Origin of the sequence: Pseudomonas sp. CF161 (assembly GCF_000416215.1) — a bacterium.
Lineage (GTDB): Bacteria > Pseudomonadota > Gammaproteobacteria > Pseudomonadales > Pseudomonadaceae > Aquipseudomonas.
Genome location: NZ_ATLP01000112.1, coordinates 272,346 through 288,598, shown reverse-complemented (window position 1 = coordinate 288,598; position 16,253 = coordinate 272,346). Strand labels below are relative to the sequence as shown.

13 protein-coding genes are annotated in these 16,253 nt (G+C 63.2%); 7 read left to right on the top strand and 6 right to left on the bottom strand.

Annotated features, from left to right (window positions below):
* Nucleotides 1–222: 222 nt before the first annotated feature.
* Both CF161_RS27185 and CF161_RS27180 read right to left on the bottom strand, forming a co-directional pair.
* Nucleotides 223–630, bottom strand: coding sequence for a nuclear transport factor 2 family protein (locus tag CF161_RS27185; protein ID WP_020299846.1), 408 nt, complete (start codon nt 628–630; stop codon nt 223–225).
* A gap of 29 nt (nt 631–659) precedes the next feature.
* Complete coding sequence (locus tag CF161_RS27180) at nt 660–1,355, bottom strand: DsbA family protein (RefSeq protein WP_020299845.1); 696 nt, start codon at nt 1,353–1,355, stop codon at nt 660–662.
* Between the two features lie 261 nt (nt 1,356–1,616).
* Between CF161_RS27180 and CF161_RS27175 the strand changes: the two genes are divergently transcribed.
* Nucleotides 1,617–3,713, top strand: coding sequence for a TonB-dependent siderophore receptor (locus CF161_RS27175; protein ID WP_020299844.1), 2,097 nt, complete (start codon nt 1,617–1,619; stop codon nt 3,711–3,713).
* 91 nt (nt 3,714–3,804) lie between these two features.
* Here CF161_RS27175 and CF161_RS27170 read toward each other — a convergent pair whose 3' ends face one another.
* The 4 genes from CF161_RS27170 to CF161_RS27155 form a co-directional block, all read right to left on the bottom strand.
* On the bottom strand, nt 3,805–4,005 hold the full coding sequence (locus CF161_RS27170; RefSeq protein WP_020299843.1) for a hypothetical protein: 201 nt from the start codon (nt 4,003–4,005) through the stop codon (nt 3,805–3,807).
* Nucleotides 4,006–4,250: 245 nt separating this feature from the next.
* Complete coding sequence (gene aguA, locus CF161_RS27165) at nt 4,251–5,357, bottom strand: agmatine deiminase (RefSeq protein ID WP_020299842.1); 1,107 nt, start codon at nt 5,355–5,357, stop codon at nt 4,251–4,253.
* Nucleotides 5,358–5,362: 5 nt separating this feature from the next.
* Nucleotides 5,363–6,241, bottom strand: a complete 879-nt coding sequence (gene aguB, locus CF161_RS27160) for an N-carbamoylputrescine amidase (protein WP_020299841.1) — start codon at nt 6,239–6,241, stop codon at nt 5,363–5,365.
* Between the two features lie 197 nt (nt 6,242–6,438).
* Nucleotides 6,439–9,351, bottom strand: coding sequence for an aminotransferase (locus CF161_RS27155; RefSeq protein WP_020299840.1), 2,913 nt, complete (start codon nt 9,349–9,351; stop codon nt 6,439–6,441).
* 243 nt (nt 9,352–9,594) lie between these two features.
* Between CF161_RS27155 and rfbB the strand changes: the two genes are divergently transcribed.
* The 6 genes from rfbB to CF161_RS27125 are packed head-to-tail and all read left to right on the top strand — an operon-like array spanning nt 9,595 to nt 16,210.
* Nucleotides 9,595–10,677, top strand: coding sequence for a dTDP-glucose 4,6-dehydratase (rfbB, locus tag CF161_RS27150; protein WP_020299839.1), 1,083 nt, complete (start codon nt 9,595–9,597; stop codon nt 10,675–10,677).
* Nucleotides 10,674–11,549 carry a glucose-1-phosphate thymidylyltransferase RfbA gene (rfbA, locus tag CF161_RS27145; RefSeq protein ID WP_020299838.1) on the top strand — a complete coding sequence of 292 codons (876 nt, stop codon included), beginning with the start codon at nt 10,674–10,676 and terminating at the stop codon, nt 11,547–11,549. Before rfbB ends, rfbA begins: the two co-directional genes overlap by 4 nt.
* Nucleotides 11,546–12,091: a dTDP-4-dehydrorhamnose 3,5-epimerase gene (rfbC, locus tag CF161_RS27140; protein ID WP_020299837.1), complete on the top strand. Its 546-nt coding sequence runs from the start codon at nt 11,546–11,548 to the stop codon at nt 12,089–12,091. The genes rfbA and rfbC overlap by 4 nt, the downstream gene beginning before the upstream one ends.
* On the top strand, nt 12,088–12,969 hold the full coding sequence (gene rfbD / locus CF161_RS27135; RefSeq protein WP_043230480.1) for a dTDP-4-dehydrorhamnose reductase: 882 nt from the start codon (nt 12,088–12,090) through the stop codon (nt 12,967–12,969). Before rfbC ends, rfbD begins: the two co-directional genes overlap by 4 nt.
* Before the next feature lie 35 nt (nt 12,970–13,004).
* Nucleotides 13,005–14,813, top strand: coding sequence for an ATP-binding protein (locus CF161_RS27130; protein WP_043230477.1), 1,809 nt, complete (start codon nt 13,005–13,007; stop codon nt 14,811–14,813).
* Nucleotides 14,810–16,210 carry a sigma-54 dependent transcriptional regulator gene (locus CF161_RS27125; protein ID WP_020299834.1) on the top strand — a complete coding sequence of 467 codons (1,401 nt, stop codon included), beginning with the start codon at nt 14,810–14,812 and terminating at the stop codon, nt 16,208–16,210. Before CF161_RS27130 ends, CF161_RS27125 begins: the two co-directional genes overlap by 4 nt.
* The last annotated feature ends 43 nt before the right edge of the window (nt 16,211–16,253 follow it).

Sequence of the window (16,253 nt, the reverse complement as noted above, 5' to 3'; positions counted from 1 at the left end):
ACCCGAAAATAAAAAGGCCCGCCCCACGAGAAAGCGTGGCGGGCCTTTATTATTTTAAGAAGTTATGGCTCTTGGCCACAGGCGTTGGGGCGAATCCTAGCCGCGCCCAGAACAGTGTGTCAATTTCGAGAATCTTCTGGAAATAGGCAAAAATCTTCTAAGAATTCATTTGCCCAGGGGCCCTTGCCCTTTGATGACAGGCCGCGACGGATGCGCGGCTCGTCATCGAGGAGCAGCAGTCCCTTGCATCGCCAACTGCACCGGATGGCTGTCGACGAACTGCTCGAAGTGGCTGACCTTGCCGTTTTTCAGGGTCCATAAATGGACCACGCGGACGTTTATCGGCAAGCCGGTGGCCTTGTAGACGCCGGTGTAATTGCCGTAGGCAACCACCTGGTCGCCCTGGGCCACATAGTTCTCGACCTTGAAGGCGAAGCCCTCCCATTCGGTGGCCAGACGCTTGAAAACGTTCTCGACAATGGCCTCGAAACCCACATAGGTGCCGGCACAGGGAAAGCCCGCCGCTTCGGTCCAGCGAGCATCGGGGGCCAGGGCAGCGGCGGTGTTCTTCGCGTTTTCCTGGGAATTGGCACCTTCGTAGGTGCTTTTGATCAGCGCAAGGTTATCCATGGGTGACTCCGCAACAGGTGGAAGAACATTCAAGGGGCGCAACCGTCCAGGCCACAGACCGGGGCGCTGGAAGAGGGTACAGCGGATTCATCGATCAGCGCCGCCTTGAGCCAGGTGGCGAATGCTTCGGGCTTGCCCAGCCAGGGGCCGATATCCAACAGCCGCCGCTGGCCGCCCAGCTCCAGCACCAGGGTCGGGAACCCCTGGCCACCAACCTGGGCCAGCAACCCACGGCTGTCCTTGATGTGGTCGGGTACCTGCTGCGCGCTGGCCAGCTCGAACGCCGCGTCGAAGCTGTCGGCGTCCAGCCCCAGCGCTTGCGCAAGCTCCAGCAGCACATCCTTGTCGGCAATGCGCCGGCCTTCAAGGTAGTGCGCCGTCTGCAATCGCCCGAGCAACGCCAGGCCCTGCCCGCTCAAGGTCTGTGCAGCCAGCACCGCGGCAATCGGCGGCGCCGAATCAAACACCGCCGAGTGATCGCGCAGCAGGCCTTCAAAATACGCCTCGCCAAACGGCTGCCCGGTGTACTCGGCAATGCGCCGGTCGTGGGGCATCACGTAGTCGCGCAGCTGTGGCGAGACGGCCTGGCGGTTGTGGCCGGTCATCATGCCGCCGCCATGGAGCACCACCGGCACTAGGGCCTGGGCGGCCTGTACCAGGGGCTTGGCGCCATAGCACCAGCCGCAAAGAGGGTCGTAGATGTAATGAAGGGTCGCGGCAGACATGACGGGCTCCAGCAAAAAATTGAAAAAAAACGATGCCGCAGCCTATGCCCAGGTCCGCCACGGAAAAACCCCGGAATGGCATTCAGTCTGTTTCGCCAATCGGTCGAATGGGCCCTCCTGCCGCGTGTATCCAGCCCCTTACGACAAAGACACAATTTGAAACATAAACCCAAGGGAACTTTTCAGGATTAATTAACGAAAGTAAATAGCAAGCATTACCATTCGCACCTTCGACTCACCCACCCTTCGGATGCGCTTTAAATGCCTGCCCACCCTCGCCTCACGCCCGTTTCCATCGGCCTGTGCGCCCTGCTGACTTCCGGGTTCAGCTATGCCGCCACCACCCTGCCGGTCACCGCCATCAATGCCCAAGCCGATGCCGATGAGGACGATCCCCGGGTCAGGGAAAGCAGCACCGCGACTCGCACTGCCACGCCATTGCGCTACGTGCCCCAGGCCATCGACTCGATCAAGACCGCCAACGTCATGGATTACGGAGTCAATGACCTGGGCACGGCGCTGAGCGGCATCCCCAACGTCAGCAACAGCGCCGATACGCGTTTCGACAGCGTGCGCATCCGCGGTTTCGACGCCAGCAACGACTTCTACCTCGACGGTATTCGCGACGACAGCCAGTACGTGCGCGACCTGCACAACATCGAACGCATCGAAGTGCTCAAGGGCCCTGCCGCCGTGCTTTACGGCCGCGGCAGCCAGGGCGGGATCATCAACCGCGTGAGCAAACTGCCGCAGTTCGGCCGTCGCTCCAGCGTCGAGCTCAGGGGCGGCAGCGAGGACTTGCGCAGCCTCTACGCCGACCTCAGCAGCGATCCGTCGGAGAACATCAGCCTGCGCCTGAACATGGGTAACGAGGATCGAAACAGTTTCCGCGATGGCGTCAGCGGCAACCGCCAGCTGTTCGCACCGTCGATGAGCTGGCAACTGACCCCGGACCTGAACTGGCTGGTGCAATACGAATACAGCCGTTACGACCGTACGCCAGACCGCGGGATTCCCGGCATCAATGGGCGCCCGGCCGATGTCAGCCGCGACACCACCTACGGTGACAAGCGCGACTACATCAACGACAAATCCCAATCCCTGCGTTCCAAGCTCAGCTACGAGCTCAGCGACAACTGGCAACTGCGCAACACCCTGGGGCTGTTCAAGCTCGACAGCGATTTCGACAACACCTACGTCACCACCTACAACCCTGCCAACAGGACCGTGACCCGCCAGCGCTGGCAGCAGGACCTCAACACCCGCAACATTTACAACAACACCGAGCTGGAAGGCACCTTCGACACCTTCGGCCTCGAGCACCGGTTGCTGACCGGCGTCGAGCTGGGCAATCAGACCCGCGACCCCAAGCTGTACACCGCGGCCTCAATCGGCGCCGGCGGCCAGGCCGTACCGGCACTGGACCCGTTCAACCCGAACCGCGACCTGCGGCACACCGGGAAAATGGTGATTTCCACCCACAACCGGAGCGAAGTCGAAAGCCGCGCCGTCTATGTGCAGGACCAGTTGCGCCTGAACGATCAATGGCAACTGCTCGCCGGTCTGCGTTACGACAACTTCAGCATCGAGACCGACAACCAGGTCACCCACCGCAAGGACGACCGCGACAGCCACAGCACCAGCCCGCGCCTGGGGGTGGTCTGGACGCCTCTGGAGCACCACTCGTTCTATGCCTCGTGGAGCAAGAGCTTTTCTCCGGTGGGCGGCGGCTTGATCGGCATCACCCCCAACGCCAACGGCAACACCAATGACCTGAGCCCCGAGCGCACACGGCAGAAGGAAGTCGGGGTCAAGAGCGACTGGCTCGACGACCGTTTCAGCACCACCCTCGCGGTCTACGAGCTGGAGCTGTACAACCGCCGCAGTCGCAGCGTCGACAATCCGAACATCATCCTGCTCACCGGCCTGCAACGCTCACGTGGCGTGGAGCTGACCGCCAGCGGCAAGATCGTCGGCAACTGGTCGCTGCGTGGCGGCATCGGCTTGCAGGACGCGACCGTGGTCAAGAGCAACAACGGCGACGAAGGCAACCGGGTCAATAACGTCGCCAAGCGCAACGCCAGCCTGTTCATCACCTGGAAACCGGAAGCGGGCTGGTACGCCGAAACCGGCCTGACCCTGGTCGGCGATCGCTACGCCGACAACCTCAATACCGTGGTGCTGCCCGGTTATGGCCGCTGGGATGCCCTGGCCGGCTTCCGCCAGAAAGACTGGAACCTGCGGGCCTCGCTGAACAACATCAGCGACCGCACTTACTACTCCACGGCCACCAGTGCCGGGCAGATCCAGTTCGGCGACCCGCGCAGCCTGGTGGTCACCGGCACCTACAGCTTCTGACGCCCCACGGAAGGCGCTGAAGCCCCGCTATAAAATCCGCGCAAAAAAAAGCGCTGCCATCCCGGCAGCGCTTTTATCAATCCGTTGCTGACTATCCTTCCATTACATCCCACAACGCTTGCAGTTCTGCCTCGCTGAGCAAGCCGGCAGGGTAGCGCTCGGTGATCATCCGGCGCGGATCAGGCTCTCTGATCTGGCGCGTTCCATTGGATTTCAACCACAGGGCCAAAGCCTGAAGCGATTCGTTATTCATTGCCAAGGGATGCGATGCCCGCTCGCTGATCATATTCATTCCAGCGCTCTCTCCTGGTTCGTGAGCGGCTAACTTATCCAAGGTTTATGACAGAACATCGCAGTTCTACCGGTCTCAGAATTACCTCTGAACTGATACAAGAGCTGTGCCAATGTGCCGGCAATGACGGTTGGCGGATACAAAAAAGCCCGCAGTCCATAAGGGCTGCGGGCTTGCTGCTCGGTACAGGATTAAATTCATCATCCCATCCCGTACTCAGGTGACATGGGCTGTTACAACCCCACTCAACCTTTGTGCGGTGCAGGCTGCTGTTGGGTAAGGCAATGGATATTGCCGCCCCCCAGTAACAGTTCACGCCCCGGCACCATCACCACTTCATGCTGCGGGAACAACCCCTGGAGGATCTCCCGGGCCTGGTCATCCAGCGGATCGTCGAAACTTGGGGCAATGATGCCGCCGTTGACGATCAGGAAATTCACATAAGAGCCGGCCAGGCGCACGGACGGGTTGCGCTCCTGGGTCCCTTCCACGGCATCGACGCCGTCGCACTCTTCCTGGGTGGCGTACAGCGGCCCCGGGATCGGCATTTTATGCACCTTGAAGGTGCGGCCCTTGGCATCGCGGGTGCTTTCCAGCACGTTCATCGCCGCCTGGCAGCGCGGGTAGTTCGGGTCCTCGGGATCATCGGTCCAGGCCAGCAACACTTCACCCGGGCGCACGTAGCAGCAGAAGTTATCCACATGGCCGTCGGTTTCATCGTTGAACAGGCCATCCGGCAGCCAGATGACCTTGTCCACCGCCAGGTGCTCGCCCAGCAGCGCTTCGATCTCATCGCGCTTCAGGTGCGGGTTGCGATTGCGATTGAGCAGGCACTCTTCGGTGGTGATGACCGTGCCTTCGCCATCGACGTGGATCGAACCACCTTCGAGCACAAAACCTTCAGTGCGGTAGCGCTGGCAGCGTTCGATTTCCAGGACCTTGCTCGCGACCTGCTCGTCACGGTTCCACGGCGAGTACAGGCCGCCGTCGAAACCGCCCCAGGAGTTGAACCCCCAGTGCACACCGCGGACTTCGCCGCTGTTGTTGATGACAAAGGTCGGGCCGGTATCACGGACCCAGGCATCATCGCTGGACATTTCCACCAGGCGGATATTGGGTACGTCGAGGCGCGCCCGGGCGTTTTCATATTGGCCGGCCGATACCGCTACGGTCACCGGCTCAAAACGGGCGATGGCCCGGGCCACCGCCGCATGTGCGGCCTGCGCCGGCTTGCCGCCCAGGCGCCAGTTGTCCGGGCGCTCGGGCCAGATCATCCAGGTCTGGGTCTGCGCTGCCCATTCGGCGGGCATGTAAAAGCCGTCGGCGCGAGGCGTGCTGTGCAAAGTGCTCATGGTGCTTAGGACTCCAGGGAACCGTCGAGTGTTTTGATCGCACCATACAGGTTCGGACGACGGTCACGAAACGAACCCCAGGCGCTGCGAATGTGTTCCAGCTGGTCGAGGTCAAAACTCTGGACCAGTACCCCTTCTTCGGTCTGGTTCAGTTCCTGGACCTTCTCGCCGAATTGATTGGCGATAAACGACGAGCCGTAGAAAGTGATGTCGTAGCCGTCCTGCTCTTCGTTGCCGATGCGGTTGCTGGCGATCAGCGGCATCAGGTTGGCACCGGCATGGCCTTGCTGCACGCGCTGCCAATGCTCGCGGGACGAAATGCTCTGGTCATGGGGCTCGCTGCCGATGGCCGTGGGGTAGAACAGGATTTCCGCCCCTTGCAGCGCCATGCTCCGCGCGCATTCCGGGAACCACTGGTCCCAGCAGATACCCACGCCGATTTTTGCGTAGCGGGTGTTCCACACCTTGAAACCGGTGTCGCCCGGGTTGAAGTAATACTTTTCGTGGTAGCCGGGACCATCCGGAATATGGCTTTTCCGATAAATCCCGAGGTTGCTGCCATCGGCGTCGATGATCGCGATGCTGTTGAAGCGCGCGCGCCCGGCCAGCTCGAAAAAGCTGATGGGCAGCACCACTTGCAGCTCCTTGGCGACCTTCTGGAAATGCTTGATCGCGATGTTTTCTTCCACCGTCGTCGCCAACTGCAGGTAGTCCGGATTCGGCTTCTGGCAGAAATACGGGGTCTCGAACAGCTCCTGGATCAGGATGATCTGCGCGCCTTGACCCGCGGCCTCGCGGACCAGCTTTTCAGCGGTCTCGATATTGGCTTCCAGATCCCAGGAACAAGCCATCTGGGTAGCGGCGACGGTAACGATACGACTCATGGAGCATCTCCTGGGCTGGCGGGCGTTGGACCGATGGTGACAGCGGCCCATGACAGAAAAGGCCACGCGCGAACACGCGGGCGTTTCAGCAACGCCGACTTTATATCCGATAAAAATCGACTTTAAAAGCGATATCAATTCATAACATGACAAATTACGCACTTAAAGCCGATAACAATCGGTTAAAGCTCAGGCATTCACAGCCCCTCGCCCAGCACCTTGGATAGCATGTCGACAAAGAAATCCACGCTCTGGCGAGTGGTGACCATGGGTGGCTTGATCTTGAGAATATTCAGGTAGTCACCGGTGGGCTGCATGAAGATGCCCAACTCCCGCAGGCGTTCGCACAGCAGGGTGGTTTCTTCGGTGGCGGGCTCCAGGGTCTCGCGGTCGCGCACCAGTTCCACCCCCAGATAGAAGCCCGAACCATGCACCGCCCCCACCAACGGATGAATATCCATCAGCGCCAGCAAGCGTTGCTTGAAATGGCCGCCGACCACCTGGGCGTTTTCCCAGAGCTGTTCTTGCTCCATCACATCCAACACCGCCATGCCGATCCGGCAACTCACCGGGCTGCCGCCCGAGGACGAGAAGAAATAGCCCTCGGCCTCCAGCGCCTCGGCAATTTCGCGCCGGGTGATCACCGCTCCCAACGGCTGGCCATTGCCCATGCCTTTGGCCATGGTGATGATGTCCGGCACCACGCCCTGCTCTTCAAAGCCCCAGAAGAAGGAGCCCATGCGGCCGTAACCGACCTGCACCTCATCGGCAATGCACACGCCGCCCTGGGCCCGTACCAGGCCATAGACCTGCTGCAGATAACCCGGCGGCAGGGAAATCCCGCCGGCATTGCCGTACACCGGCTCGCAGATAAAACCGGCCAGCTGCCGTTGTTGCGCGGCCAGCCTGGCCAGGTTGTGCTCGACACTGCGCACGTAGTCCGGCGCGCTGTCCTGGCCGCGGAACTCGCCACGGTAGGTATTGGGCGCGGTGACCGGGTGCACCCAGTCCGGCCGACTGCTCAGGGCCTTGGGATTATCGGCGATCGAGGTCGACACCGCGTCCGCCGCCACCGACCACCCGTGATAGGCCTCAAGCACGCTGAGCATGTCGCGCCCGCCGCTGTAGGCCCAGGCCAGGCGAATCGCCAGGTCGTTGGCCTCGGTGCCGCTGTTGACCAGGAATACCCGGTCCATGGAATCCGGCGCCAGGGCCAGCAGACGTTCGGAAAACTCCGCCAGCGCGGCGTAGTGAAAACGCGAATTGGTGTTGAGCAACGACCACTGGCGGCTGGCTTCAGCGGCCATGCGCGGGTGGCCATGGCCCAGCACCGCTACGTTGTTGAGCATGTCGAGGTAGGAACGGCCCTGCATGTCGATCAGATGGTTGCGCCAGCCGCGCTCGATACGCGGCGGGTCCACGTAATAGTGTTTTTGCGAGCGGGCAAAACTGGCATCGCGCCGCGCCAGCAGCAGTTGGGGATCAAGCTCCGGCTCGGCATCGCAGGCCAGCCCCAGCAGCGCCGCCGGTGACGGGCACAACGCCTGCCAGGCCGCAGCCCGGGCCGGCGCGCAAAACAGCGGCGGGTCAAGCTCCAGGCCACGGCACAACTGTACCTGCAAGCCCTGGCTCACCTCCCCCAGCACCTGCCCCTTGAGCAGCGCCGCGCCCGAGTCCAGGGACGGCCTGACGCCCCACAGGCGCACGCTCAATTGCCCGCTGTCGAGGCGCAGGCTGCCGTCGGCGGCCACCTTCAGTACACCGGCAAACGGCGCTTCGACCGGGGTGCCACTGGGCACTTGCAGTTGCACATGCAGCGGGCAGGTGTCCGGCTCTACGGCGCTGTCAGGGCGGGTCCGGGATAAGCGGTACTGGCCATAGCGGCTGGCGGCCAGGCCATGGGTGGCGGCCGCCTCTTCCAGCAGCCGCTGGTCGATGCCGGGCTGTTCCCAGTTGCCGGCTTCAAAGTGCGGGCTGAGCACCCCCAGGTCGATCAGGGCAAACTCCCGTCCCACCAGGCTCGGCAGCAGGGGCGCAAAACCCTCACTGACAATGCTCGGCAAGGACTGGCCGAGCGCTGTCAGAATCGCCGCCTCCATCAACTCGAAGGGCACGGCCGTGGCGACCCGGAAAATTTCCCATTCATGGCTCAGGTTGGCGCGGCTGTATGCATTGCCCGGGTCGATGCTGACCTGCTGCTCACCACTGAGCACCAACACCGCCGCGCGCGCCACGATCAGCGGCCACAGCGCCCGCAACTCGGCATGCTGCAAGGGGTTGACCGCGTGATAGGCGCGAACTGCCGGCAGGATGCGCAACGGATCGCCTTCAGCATGGTGCAGCAGGGCGGCGCAGGTGACCGAAAGGTCGGTGATGCGCCAGGTGCGGATCAGGTCGCCAAAGTCGATGACGCCCTGTAACTGCCAGTGCCGTTGCGAATCACGCTGCCAGACCACGTTGTCATCGGTGATGTCCATATGGATCGCCTGCACCGGGAGCTCGTCGAGCAACGGCTGCAAGCGACGCTCAGCCTGCTCGGCGGCCTCTGCAATCAACCCGCGCTGGCGCCCATCGGCAATCACCGGCAGCAGATGGCCGATCAGGCTGCTGGCGTGACGCGCATCCCACTGCAAGGTGCGCTCAAGGCCCGGATGCTGGAAATCGGCCAGGGCCAGGTCCATCTGCCCGCACAACCGGCCAAAGCCAGCCACCAGTTGCGGCCCCAGGTAATCCAGGTGGGTCAGGGAGTGGCCTTCGATGAAATCGAGCAGGCGCACCTGTACCGTTTGTCCGGACATTTCCAGCGAAAGCAGGTCGGCACCGCTGTTGGCCGGGATCACCCGCGGCACTCGCCACTCGGGATGCTGGCCCAGATGTCGCAGCCCGGCATGCTGGGCCTGCAACTCCAGGGCGGCGTAGTCGCCATGGCAGATTTTCAGGACAAACCGACCCTGGTCGGTGTCGACGCGAAAGTTCAGGTCCTGCTGGCTGCCCAGGGATTGCAGCGTGCCGCGCAGCCCGTAGTGGGTTTCCAGCAACTCCAGCGCCTGCTGCGCGCTAACCTGCGGACTTGGCAGGCTGGCACGGTGAATCAACGTGGCGAGCAACATACAACGACCCCAGGCAATTATTATCAGGCGCTTATATCGCCACCGCGCCCGACGTTACGCAACCCCCCAGGTGTGACCGTCAGTGAACAAGCCAAGCGCCACTATGGGTTTAGCATTGTCTGAAAAACCTTATCGAGTTTGATTTGGACCACCCATGCCCCTTGCACCGCATGGGCTATGCCGACAAGCTATGCTGCTTCCGTTTGCACACAACGACCGACTTAAGGAAACAGGCTACCCAACATGCGCATTCTCGTTACCGGCGGAGCCGGTTTTATTGGGTCGGCGTTGGTCCGCCACTTGATCGAGCACACCGAACACGAAGTGCTCAACCTGGACAAACTGACCTACGCCGGCAATCTCGAGTCGCTGCACAGTGTTGCCAGTAACAGTCGCTACGAGTTCGTCAAAGCCGACATCATCGACCAGGCCACCGTCAGTGCCGTCCTGGCGCGCTTCCAGCCCCATGCCATCATGCACCTGGCCGCTGAGTCCCACGTCGACCGTTCCATTGACGGCCCGTCGGATTTTATCCAGACCAATATCGTCGGCACCTACAGCCTGCTGGAAGCCAGCCGCGCCTATTGGCAGGGCCTGCCGGCCGCGGAGAAAAGCGCCTTCCGCTTTCACCATATCTCCACCGATGAGGTCTACGGCGACTTGCATGGGGTCGATGACCTGTTCACCGAAACCACACCCTATGCCCCCAGCTCGCCCTACTCCGCCAGCAAGGCTGCGTCCGACCACCTGGTCCGCGCCTGGCAGCGCACCTACGGCTTGCCGGTGCTGATCACCAACTGCTCGAACAACTACGGCCCGTTCCACTTCCCGGAAAAGCTGATTCCGCTGGTGATCCTCAATGCCCTCGCGGGCAAGCCGCTGCCGGTGTACGGCAACGGCCTGCAAGTGCGCGACTGGCTGTTCGTCGAAGACCACGCCCGCGCCCTGTTCGAAGTGGTGACCAAAGGTGTGGTCGGCGAGACCTACAACATCGGCGGCCATAACGAACAGACCAACATCGACGTGGTGCGCGGCATCTGCGCCCTGCTCGAAGAGCTGGCGCCGCACAAACCGACCGGGGTCAAGCAGTTCGCTGACCTCATCACCTTTGTCCAGGACCGCCCCGGACACGACCTGCGCTATGCCATCGACGCCAGTAAGATCGAACGCGAGCTGGGCTGGGTTCCCGAGGAAACCTTCGCCAGCGGCCTGCGCAAGACCGTGCAGTGGTACCTGGCAAACCTCGAATGGTGCCAGCACGTCCAGGACGGCAGCTACCAGGGCCAACGATTGGGCTTCACCGACACCAAGGATCTGATTGCATGATGAAGGGAATTGTTCTGGCAGGTGGTTCGGGCACGCGCCTGCACCCGATCACCCTCGGCGTGTCGAAGCAACTGCTGCCGGTCTACGACAAGCCGATGATCTACTACCCGATCTCGGTGCTGATGCTGGCGGGGATCAAGGACATCCTGCTGATCTCCACCCCCCAGGACCTGCCGCAGTACCGCAACCTGCTGGGCGACGGCAGCCAGTTCGGGGTGCGCTTCAGCTACGCCGAGCAGCCTTCGCCGGACGGTCTGGCCCAAGCTTTTCTGATTGGCGAAGAGTTTATTGACAAGGACCCGGTGTGCCTGATCCTGGGTGACAACATTTTTCATGGTCAGCATTTCGGCGAGCAGCTGAAAAGCGCGGCCAAGCGCACCGGTGGTGCCACGGTATTCGGCTACTGGGTCAAGGACCCGGAGCGCTTCGGGGTAATCGACTTCGATAGCGAAGGCCGTGCCTTGTCGATCGAAGAAAAACCACAGAAGCCGAAATCCAGCTACGCAGTCACCGGGTTGTATTTCTACGACAACGATGTGATCGAGATTGCCAAGGCGGTCAAACCTTCGCCCCGGGGCGAATTGGAGATCACCGACGTCAACAATGCCTACCTCAAGCGCGGCGACCTGCAGGTTGAGCGTTTCGGCCGTGGTTTTGCCTGGCTCGATACCGGTACTCACGACAGCCTGCTCGAGGCATCGCAGTACGTGCAGACCATCGAGCACCGCCAGGGCCTTAAAGTTGCCTGCCTTGAGGAGATCGCCTACGAGAATGGCTGGATCAATCGTGCGCAGTTGCTGGAGCGGGCGAGTTACTTCGGCAAGACCGGCTACGGCCAGTACCTCTTCACCCTTGCCGGAGAAGAACAATGAAGGTCATCCCTACCGACCTTCCTGGCGTGTTGATCCTCGAGCCCAAGGTCTTTGGCGATGAGCGCGGTTTTTTCTACGAAAGCTTCAATGCCAGGGCCTTCAAGGAAGCCACCGGGCTGGATACCCAGTTCGTGCAGGACAACCACTCCCGCTCACAGCAAGGGGTGCTGCGCGGCTTGCATTACCAGCTGGAAAATACCCAAGGCAAACTGGTACGCGTCACCGTGGGTGAAGTACTCGATGTGGCGGTGGATATCCGTCGCAGCTCGGCGCATTTCGGGCAGTGGGTGGCGGTGCGGCTGTCCGCCGACAACCATCGCCAGCTATGGGTGCCCGAAGGCTTCGCCCACGGTTTCGTCGTCCTCAGCGACTTCGCCGAGTTCCTCTACAAGACCACCGATTACTACACCCCGTCCGCCGAGCGCTGCATTCGCTGGGATGACCCGGACCTGGCCATCGACTGGCAACTCACGGGCACGCCCACCCTCTCGGCCAAGGATCAGGCCGGCAAGCGCCTGAACGAGGCCGACCTGTTTCCATGAGCACGCCCATGAAGATCCTTATCAGCGGCCAGCATGGCCAGGTGTCCCGCGAGCTGCACCAGCGCCTCAAGGGTTTGGGCGAGTTGATCGTGCTCGGTCGCGATCAGCTCGACCTGGCGCACCCGGAGCAGATCCGCCGCCAGGTCCAGGCCATCGCCCCGCAGTTGATCATCAACGCTGCCGCCCATACCGCGGTGGACCAGGCGCAAAGCGAACCCGAGCTGGCCTTTGCCATCAATGCCACGGCGCCCGGTATCTTCGCCGAGGAGGCCCGAGCCCTGGGCATCCCGCTGATTCACTACTCCACCGACTATGTGTTCGATGGCAGCAAGGCCACGCCCTATACCGAGGACGACGCGCCCAATCCGCTTGGGGTCTACGGCCAGAGCAAGCTGGCCGGTGAGCGCGCGATCGGCGCCGTCGGCGGCCAACACCTGATCCTGCGCACCAGTTGGGTCTACTCCAGCCACGGCAAGAACTTCCTGCTGACCATGCAGCGCCTGCTGCAGGAAAAACCCCTGCTGCGGGTGGTCGCCGATCAGATCGGTGCGCCAACCTGGGCCGGCACCATCGCCCACAGCACGCGCCTGCTGATCGAGCGCTGGCAGGCCGGGGAGGCGGGTGCCTGGGGCACTTATCACCTGAGCGCTGCGGGCCACACCTCGTGGTTCGGCTTTGCCGAGGCGATCGCCGCGCACCTGCGGAACCAAGGCAAGGCCTGCGCCGCGCTGGAGGCGATTCCCTCCAGCGACTACCCGACTCCAGCACCCCGGCCGCTGAACTCGCGCCTGGACTGCAGCCGCCTGGAACGCGAGTGGGGCGTGACCCAGCCCGACTGGCAGGCTGCATTGCGCGAGTGTCTTGCCGAGCAGGGCTAGGCATAATGCGCCTGTATCCACAGGCGCCGACCCCCATGACTCCACCCCTCCCCCGCAGACCCCGTTGGCGTAGCCTGGCGTTGCTGGCCCTGTGCCTGGCGCCGCTGCTGTGGCCGCTGGAGCATTTGGCCGAGCGCTATTACCGCAGTGAATTGGTAGGGCAGAACCGCCAGACCCTCGATCTGTACGTGGCCAACCTGCTCGGCACCCTGCATCGCTACGAAGTGCTGCCGCAGATCCTTGGCGATCTGCCCGCCCTGCGCTCGGTGCTCGATGCCCCGGATGATGGCGTCACCCAAGGCAATGCCAACCGCCTGCTGAAAAACATCAGTGCCCAGACCGGCGCCGAAGTCATGTACCTGATGGACACCAACGGCAAGACCCTGGCCGCCTCCAACTGGGACAAGCACGACAGCTTTGTCGGGCGCAATTTTTCCTTCCGTCCGTATTTCAGCGAAGCCATGGCCGGGCGTCTCGGGCGGTTCTTCGGCCTTGGCACCACCTCGGCCAAGCGCGGTTATTTCTTCGCCGCGGCGGTGCACGACGGCGAGCGGATCATCGGCGTGCTGGTGATCAAGGTCGATCTCGACCACACCGAGAGCCTGTGGGGCAAAACCCCGGAACAATTGCTGGTGACCGACCACAACGGCGTGGTGATCCTGACCTCGCGCCCCGAGTGGCGCTTCCGTGCCACCCGGCCCCTGAGCGATGCGGAGCGCCAGGCGATCAGTGCCATCCAGCCCTACCCGACCCGCGAACCCAGGCCCCTGAAGCTCAACGCCAATGCCTGGCTGACCCAGACCGTGCAGATCGATGAAACCGGCTGGAGCGTGAGCATCCTCGCTCCGCAGACCTTGGTGGCGCGCCCGGTGCGCACGGTGGTGGCGGTGGGCGGGGCCGCGCTGCTGGTGTTGATGCTGTTGCTGGGCCTGATGATGCAGCGCCGCCGTCACTACCTGGACCGCATTGCCTTCGAGGCCAAGGCCCGCCGTGAGCTGGAAATGCGCGTAGCCGAGCGCACCAGTGACCTGGAAGGCCTCAACCGCCGGCTCAAGCAGGAAGTGCTAGAGCGCGAAACCGCGCAGCAGGAGTTGGTGCGGGCCCAGGACGACCTGGTCCAGGCCGGCAAGCTCTCGGCCCTGGGCACCATGTCGGCGAGCATCAGCCACGAGCTCAATCAACCCCTGGCGGCGATCCGCAGCTACGCGGAAAACGCCGAGGTGCTGCTCGATCACCAGCGCACCGAAGACGCCCGCGGCAACCTGAAGTTGATCAGCGAGCTGACCGGGCGCATGGCCTCGATCATCGCCCACCTGCGGGCCTTTGCCCGCCGCGACCGCCATGCTCCGGAAAGCGTGGCCCTGCAACCGGCGCTGGACGATGCCCTGGCCTTGCTGGCCAAGCGCCGCAGAGCGATGGAGGTCGAGCTGATTCGCGACCTGCCGGCCGCCACACTGTGGGTCGAAGCCGGGGAAACCCGCCTGCGCCAGGTGCTGGGCAACCTGCTGGCCAATGCCCTCGACGCCCTGACCGAAAAAGGTCCGCCGCGCAAATTGTGGCTGAGTGCCGAATCCACCGAAAGCGGCGTCAATCTGTACATTCGCGACAATGGCCCGGGCTTTTGCATGGAAGCCCTGGGCCGCGCCGGCGAGCCGTTCTACACCACCAAGACCCGGACCCAGGGCCTTGGCCTGGGCCTGGCGATCTGTGACACCCTGATGCGCGCCTTTGGCGGTGAACTGTCGTTCGCCAACCACCGCGAAGGCGGCGCCCTGATCACCCTGCGACTGCGCGCCGGCGCACCGGGTGTGAGCCTGCAACCGTCCGAGGACCGCAGTGTATGAGTACCCCCATCGACCACCAGGTGCAGGTGGTGTTGATCGACGACGACCCCCATCTGCGCCAGGCCTTGAGCCAGACCCTGGACCTGGCCGGGCTGCAGATCCTGCCGCTGGCCGAAGCCCGCGGGCTGGCGGCGCGCCTGGAGCGCGACTGGCCGGGCGTGGTGGTCAGTGACATCCGCATGCCGGGCATGGACGGCCTGGAGCTGCTGGCCGAACTCCATGGCCAGGACCCGGAGCTGCCGGTGCTGCTGATTACCGGTCACGGTGATGTGCCGCTGGCAGTGCAGGCCATGCGCGCCGGGGCCTATGACTTCCTGGAAAAACCGTTCGCCAGCGATGCCCTGCTCGACAGCGTGCGCCGCGCCCTGGCCTTGCGCCGGCTGGTGCTGGACAACCGCAGCCTGCGCCTGGCCCTGAGTGACCGCCAGCAACTGAGCACGCGCCTGGTCGGGCACTCGGCGCCGATGCTGCGCCTGCGCGAACAGATCGGCGCCTTGGCGGCGACCCGGGCCGACGTGCTGATCCTCGGCGAAACCGGGGCTGGCAAGGAGGTGGTGGCGCGAGCGCTGCACGACCTGTCGAACCGGCGCAACGGCCCGTTCGTGGCGATCAATGCCGGGGCCCTGGCGGAATCGGTGGTGGAAAGCGAACTGTTCGGCCACGAACCCGGGGCCTTCACCGGTGCGCAAAAGCGCCGCATCGGCAAGTTCGAGTTCGCCAATGGCGGCACGCTGTTTCTCGATGAAATCGAAAGCATGAGCCTGGATGTGCAGGTCAAGCTGCTGCGCATGTTGCAGGAGCGGGTGGTGGAGCGCCTGGGGGGCAATCAGTTGATCCCGCTGGACATCCGGATCATCGCCGCGACCAAGGAGGACCTGCGCCAGGCCGCCGATCAGGGGCGCTTTCGCGCCGACCTGTACTACCGGCTCAATGTCGCGCCGCTGCGCATTCCACCGCTGCGCGAGCGGGGCGAAGATGCGCTGATGCTGTTCCAGCATTTCGCCGACGAAGCCAGCACCCGCCACGGCCTGCCGCTCCATGAGCTGCAACCCGGGCAACGGGCGTTGCTGCTGCGCCACACCTGGCCGGGCAACGTGCGCGAACTGCAGAACGCGGCCGAACGCTTTGCCCTGGGCCTGGAACTGGCCCTGGACAACAGCGCCCCGGACGGCAGTGCGCAGCCGGCCCCCACCCTGGTCGAGGGCGGGTTGAGCGAGCAGGTGGAGAACTTCGAAAAGAGCCTGATCGCCGCCGAAATGAGCCGCGCTCACAGCTCGGTGCGCAGCCTGGCCGAGGCCTTGGGCATCCCGCGCAAGACCCTGCACGACAAGCTGCGCAAACACGGCCTGAGCTTCGCCGACAGCGGCGCCAGCACCGGCAGCGACGAACTCGATTGAGCAGCGTCCACCCCTTCCCCCCTTTCAAGCCAGAGGCCCGTGC